The organism is Paenibacillus forsythiae T98 (assembly GCF_000520735.1).
GTDB classification, from domain to species: Bacteria; Bacillota; Bacilli; order Paenibacillales; family Paenibacillaceae; genus Paenibacillus_AQ; species Paenibacillus_AQ forsythiae.
Genome location: NZ_ASSC01000641.1, coordinates 1 through 5,415 on the forward strand (window position 1 = coordinate 1; position 5,415 = coordinate 5,415).

The 5,415-nt window shown below is 56.0% G+C and carries 5 protein-coding genes, 1 pseudogene and 1 riboswitch; of the genes and pseudogenes, 5 read left to right on the forward strand and 1 reads right to left on the reverse strand.

The genetic code is table 11. The features are described from left to right. Positions 1 to 7 precede the first annotated feature (7 nt). Together L692_RS0119755 and L692_RS0119760 are read left to right on the forward strand one after the other, a co-directional pair. Positions 8 to 685 (forward strand): YitT family protein, encoded by a 678-nt coding sequence (locus L692_RS0119755; RefSeq protein WP_025701778.1) that lies wholly within the window; start codon positions 8 to 10, stop codon positions 683 to 685. A gap of 105 nt (positions 686 to 790) precedes the next feature. Beyond that, entirely contained in the window at positions 791 to 976 is a 186-nt protein-coding gene (locus L692_RS0119760; RefSeq protein WP_025701779.1) for a hypothetical protein, read from the forward strand. Positions 977 to 1,073: 97 nt separating this feature from the next. On the opposite strand, the gene L692_RS0119765 is transcribed toward L692_RS0119760, so the two are convergent. Next, positions 1,074 to 1,889 carry a serine/threonine protein kinase gene (locus L692_RS0119765; protein ID WP_025701780.1) on the reverse strand — a complete coding sequence of 272 codons (816 nt, stop codon included), beginning with the start codon at positions 1,887 to 1,889 and terminating at the stop codon, positions 1,074 to 1,076. A gap of 206 nt (positions 1,890 to 2,095) precedes the next feature. Here L692_RS0119765 and L692_RS0119770 point away from each other — a divergent pair, with 206 nt between their 5' ends. The 3 genes and pseudogenes from L692_RS0119770 to L692_RS0119780 all read left to right on the forward strand — a co-directional run. Further along, complete coding sequence (locus L692_RS0119770) at positions 2,096 to 2,713, forward strand: DedA family protein (RefSeq protein WP_025701781.1); 618 nt, start codon at positions 2,096 to 2,098, stop codon at positions 2,711 to 2,713. A 59-nt stretch (positions 2,714 to 2,772) separates the two neighbouring features. After that, positions 2,773 to 3,636 carry an undecaprenyl-diphosphate phosphatase gene (locus tag L692_RS0119775; RefSeq protein WP_025701782.1) on the forward strand — a complete coding sequence of 288 codons (864 nt, stop codon included), beginning with the start codon at positions 2,773 to 2,775 and terminating at the stop codon, positions 3,634 to 3,636. A gap of 104 nt (positions 3,637 to 3,740) precedes the next feature. Further along, positions 3,741 to 3,943, forward strand: a riboswitch (cobalamin riboswitch). 209 nt (positions 3,944 to 4,152) lie between these two features. Further along, positions 4,153 to 5,415 (forward strand): annotated as a pseudogene (locus L692_RS0119780) (5-methyltetrahydropteroyltriglutamate--homocysteine S-methyltransferase); the annotation flags it as partial.

Sequence of the window (5,415 nt, forward strand, 5' to 3'; positions counted from 1 at the left end):
AGCCTGTATGAGGAACCATAACAGCGGTGTTCGTCTGCCGCTACAATTAACCGTTAATTTGATCGGAACGTTATTGCTTAGCTTTACCTACTATCACATCAACTATCAGAATCATCTGACCGAGGGCGGATTCGTAGGCCTGTCGCTGCTGGGCAAGTACGTGCTGGGCGTGTCGCCTTCCGTTACCGTGCTGCTGCTCGATCTTCCGGTTATGCTGGCAGCCTGGATGCTCAAAGGGAAAGGGCTTGTCTGCAATACGATCATTTCAGTTGGGGCGTTTACCGTGTTCTACGGGCTGATGGAGCGCTATTCCAGGCTCGTGCTCGATTTCCACGACAATCTGGCGCTGGCGGCGCTGCTGTCCGGACTGCTTACCGGGCTTGGCGCGGGGCTGGTGCTGCGATGCGGAGGCGCAAGCGGCGGAGACGACATCTTGTCTCTGCTGATCAGCGAGTGGAAGGGAATCAAGGTTGGCACCGTGTTCATTATGATGGACATTGCCGTGCTGCTGCTGTCGCTCTTCTATATGCCGCTCAGAGAAACGTTGTATACGGCGATGGCGGTGATTGTGGCCGGGCAGGTCATTACGTTCACCACTTCGCTTGGCAAGCCGAAGCGGGTCAAGAAGCAGGCTCAGCCTGCGCTTGCAGGCCGCAAGGAAATCCCGGCCGCAGGAAAATTATAAGAAATACTCAGGTCAGCCGAAACCGGCTGGCTTGTTCTACGTATAGAAGAAATAGGGATGCAAATCCTAAAGCTACAAAGTATCCGAAGAAAAGGAGGAAACAGCATGCTCAGGAGACTTATCGACAGACTCATTCACTCCGTCGGACACTCGAAATATGAAAGACGCGGAGGCTCTTCCGGAAATTACCGGAGACCGATGCATTACGGAAATTCCTCAAGCAGCAGACGCGGTTACAGCGCCGGGCGGGGTCATGGCTATTACAAGAACAGATACGGCAGTTCAAGCTAAGACTGGCTTTATATGCGGGAGAAGAAGAAACGGAGACCTGCCTGACTCGGGACGGGCGTCCGTTTCTTTTCATGCATACAGGACGGTAGCGAAAGGTCTATTCGGATAAAGCCTGTTTGATATCCCGGACGAACTCCTGCGTTTCCGTATAACCCTCGGATTCTTTGCCAAGAAGCTTCCGGAGTATCCCGCGCATTCCCGGCGTAAGGTTCAGCTCTTCGGACCAGCTGCTTTCCCCAGTCCCCGGCGCCGGTGTGTAACCCGAATACAGCATGAAGAGCATCAGATGTCCGATGTCGTGCAGATCCGAGCGTTTGGACGCGGGCATGCCCCCCGGCAGGCCATCCTTGTTCCGAGCCGCCGCCTGGCCGTCATCACCCGGGCTTTCGTCTCCAATCCGGCGGGCCAGACCGAAATCGATCAAGTAGATCTCCCCGTTCCGGAGAATCACATTGGGAATACGAAGGTCAAGGTGCACAAAGCCGCGTTCATGCACATGGTTCACCCGGTCCATCAAGCACAGGGCGAAGCGAAGGGCTTCCTGTTCCCCGAACAGGCAGCCTTGCTCGAAGATCAGCTCTTCCAATGTATAGCCCTCGACATAGTCAGTTACGAGCCAAGCGGAGCCCCTCTCCTCAAAATAATCCCGGCAGGCAGGGATATAGGGATGATCCAGCTGCAGGAGGATATGCCGTTCCCGCTCCAGCAGCCGCTTTCCCACATCCCGCTTGCTCGGTTTGGCTTGTTTGACAGCGACCTGGCGCTGCTGCACCCTGTCCAGGCAGCGGTAGGCAAGCCCATAGCTGCCCATGCCGACCAGGGAAAGCACTTCGTACCGCCGGCCGATCAGTTCTCCTTCCTTTCTGGGGTAATCCCTCCAGGCGGCAAGGAATGCGCGCAAGCGTGCTAACAATGGACATCCTCCCTACATTGTTCCGTGATGTGTAATTGATTTCTTCATTATTGCATATTTGCCCGGGGCATCCGCAAGTCTGGCGGCCGGATAAGGAGAATTGCGCCGGATTTTCTTGCCTGAAAGGCAGATTTGGAAGTTTCAGAAATTGCAGACCGTGTTTAAGCTACAGTATAAAGAAAAAAATAGGGTTCAGGAGGAATGGGATGAAAGCTTGGATTACCGATTTTATGGAGCAGTTCGGTTATGTCGGCATATTTCTGCTGCTGGCGCTGGAAAATGTATTTCCGCCTATTCCGTCCGAGGTCATCCTTCCCTTTGGCGGGTTCATGACGACCACCTCAGACATGACCATTTCTGGCGTGATCCTGGCGGCGACGCTGGGCTCGGTGCTGGGAGCCGTCATCCTGTACGGGATTGGACGGACTCTGGCCGTTGACAAGCTGGAGCGGCTGGTTGACAAATACGGCCGCATTGTGCGAATACGCAAAGAAGACATCCGGAAGGCGGATGTCTGGTTCGACAAGTACGGCTATTGGACGGTGCTGTTCTGCCGGATGATCCCGCTGATCCGCAGCCTGATCTCGGTGCCTGCCGGCATGTCGGGAATGAAGCTTGGCCCGTTTCTGCTGCTCACTGCCCTCGGCAGTCTGGGCTGGAATGTGCTGCTTGTTATGGTCGGGGCCGCGCTTGGCGAATCCTGGCATGAAATCGGCTCCTTCATGGACGTCTATTCTGGCGTAATCTATGTTTTGCTGGCAGGAGGCGCGTTATTTCTGGGCTGGCTGTATGTCCGCAAACGCAAGCTTAATGAATCCAAATAGCATCCGCAACCGCCATATTTATATCCGTTCATACAACCTACCATTAAGGAGGCGTTAGCTTGGACCTGCTTGCCATTATTAAAGCCATCGTGCTTGGTCTTGTTGAGGGCCTGACCGAATTCGCTCCGGTATCCTCTACGGGACACATGATTATTGTCGATGATATGTGGTTGAAATCGCAGGAGTTCCTCGGCAAATATACGGCCAATACCTTTAAAGTTGTGATTCAGCTCGGCTCGATCCTGGCGGTGGTCGTCATTTTCAGGAAACGTTTTATTGATTTGCTCGGACTGAAGCGCTTCAGCCGCGGATCGCTTGAGCCGATCCCGGAAGGCCAGTCAGCCGATCTACAGACCGGGGGCCGTCTGAAGCTTGGACAGGTTATCGCCGGTCTGATTCCTGCCGGTCTGCTCGGCGTGTTATTCGAGGATTACATCGATGAATATTTGTTCTCTACATCGACCGTGCTGATCGGTCTGGTCATTGGCGCTGTATTTATGATCTGCGCGGACTTATTTGCCCCCAAGCGCATCAGGGCGCAGAGTGTGGATCAGATTACATACAGGCAAGCGCTGGCGGTGGGGCTGATTCAATGCTTCTCGCTCTGGCCCGGCTTCTCCCGCTCCGGCTCGACGATTTCGGGCGGCGTCCTTCTTGGTCTGAGCCACAGGGCCGCCGCCGATTTCACCTTTATTATGGCCGTGCCGATCATGGCCGGCGCAAGTCTGATCTCGCTTTATAAGAACTGGCAGTACTTTACGCTGGATGCGCTCCCGTTCTTTGTCGCCGGATTTATCAGCGCCTTCGTCTTCGCGCTGCTGTCGATGCGCTTCTTCCTGAAGCTCATCAACCGGATCAAGCTGCTGCCGTTCGCGATTTACCGGATCGTGCTGGCCGCCGTCGTCTATATTATTTTCTTTTAACCGGCTATCAGGTATCGCTATAACCAGAACCCCTATCTCCTATTGCGGACCGCAGGGTCTTGCCTTAACATAAATATTGTACTTAGGCAACCAGATCAAACGGTCGCTGAATAACGGAAACAGGTGCTTGCCGGAACTTAGCATTCCGGGGCTTAAAAGGGAAGCTCGGTGCAAAGCCGACGCGGTCCCGCCACTGTAACGGAAGAGTCTTTCAGCCTTTATGCCACTGTCTGCCCGGTGCAGACGGGAAGGCCGCTGATGACGATGACGCCGCAGCCAGGAGACCTGCCTGTTTCGACGCACTGCTGTACCTACGGGGGATAGGGAGGTGTCAGATCGCAAACGTGATTTTGGCGTTGGCGTCTTTCCTCTACACTTTTTTAGGGGGAAGGCGCTTTTTTTGTCAAATTTAGGAGTTACATGCTGGTTGCATGTCATTATAAGCTCTAAACGGATCAAGAGGCGGTCTTCTTGACTGTATCGGCCGGATTGGAAAAAAAGAGGAGGAGTCTGGAAGTGACGACGAAAGCTAGAACGAGCAATCTCGGATATCCGAGAATCGGTGCGAACCGGGAATGGAAAAAGGCGCTGGAGGCTCATTGGGCAGGACGAACCTCGGAAGAGCAGCTGCGGGCGGAAATGAATCGCATTCAACTGGACCACCTGCGCAAGCAGCAGGAGGCGGGCATCGACCTCATTCCCGTGGGAGATTTCACATATTATGACCATGTGCTGGATACGGCGGTCATGTTCGGAATTGTTCCGCCGCGATACCGGTATGAAGGAGGGCCGGAAGGACTGGATTTGTATTTTGCGATGGCCCGCGGCAATTCCCGGGCGGCGGCATGCGAGATGACCAAATGGTTCAATACGAACTACCATTACATCGTGCCGGAGCTTGGCGATATTCAGCCCGTTCTGACGGAGAACAAGCCGTTGGCCGCCTACCGGTTCGCCAAATCGCAGGCGGGGATCGACGGCAAGCCCGTGGTTATCGGACTTTATACGTTCCTGAAGCTGTCCAAGGGCTATGCCCATTCGGAAATCTGCAGTGTGGCGGAGCGGTTCCTTCCGGTCTATGTGCAGCTGCTGCAGGAGCTGGAGCGTGAAGGGGCGGCTTGGGTTCAAATTGACGAGCCTGCTGTAGTAACCGGGCTACGGGATAAGGATATCGAGCTTCTGGGCCATATTTACGGCGAGCTTCATTCCGCTGTTCCGGGTCTCTCCATGATGCTCCAGACGTACTTCGAGTCCGCCGAGCCGCTTGAAGCCCTGCTGAAGCTGCCGGTGCAAGGAGTCGGGCTTGATTTCGTACATGACGGCGGAGCCAACCTGAGAGCGATCGAGCATGTGGGCTGGCCGGAGGACAAGACGCTTGGAGCCGGAGTGATCGACGGGCGCGGGATTTGGCGCTGCGACCTAAGCGGCAAGCTGGCGCTGGCTCAGCGGCTTGCCGCCCTCGTTCCGGCGGGCAAGCTGATTGTGCAGCCGTCCAGCAGCCTGCTGCATGTGCCTGTGACGGTGCGGAGCGAGGAGAAGCTGAAGCCGGAGGTGCGGAACGCGCTGGCCTTCGCCGATGAGAAGCTGGCCGAGCTGGCGCTGCTGAAGCAGGCGCTGCTTGAGGGCAGCCGCGCAGCCGGGGAGCAGTGGGATGAGGCGCAGGCGGCGCTGGCGGCCTTCCGCCAGCTGCCCGAGCGCAGCCGCGCGGACGTGGCGGAGCTTGAACGCGGCCTGGCGGAGCTGCCGGACCGGCGAAGCCCGGCTTACGCCGAGCGGGCG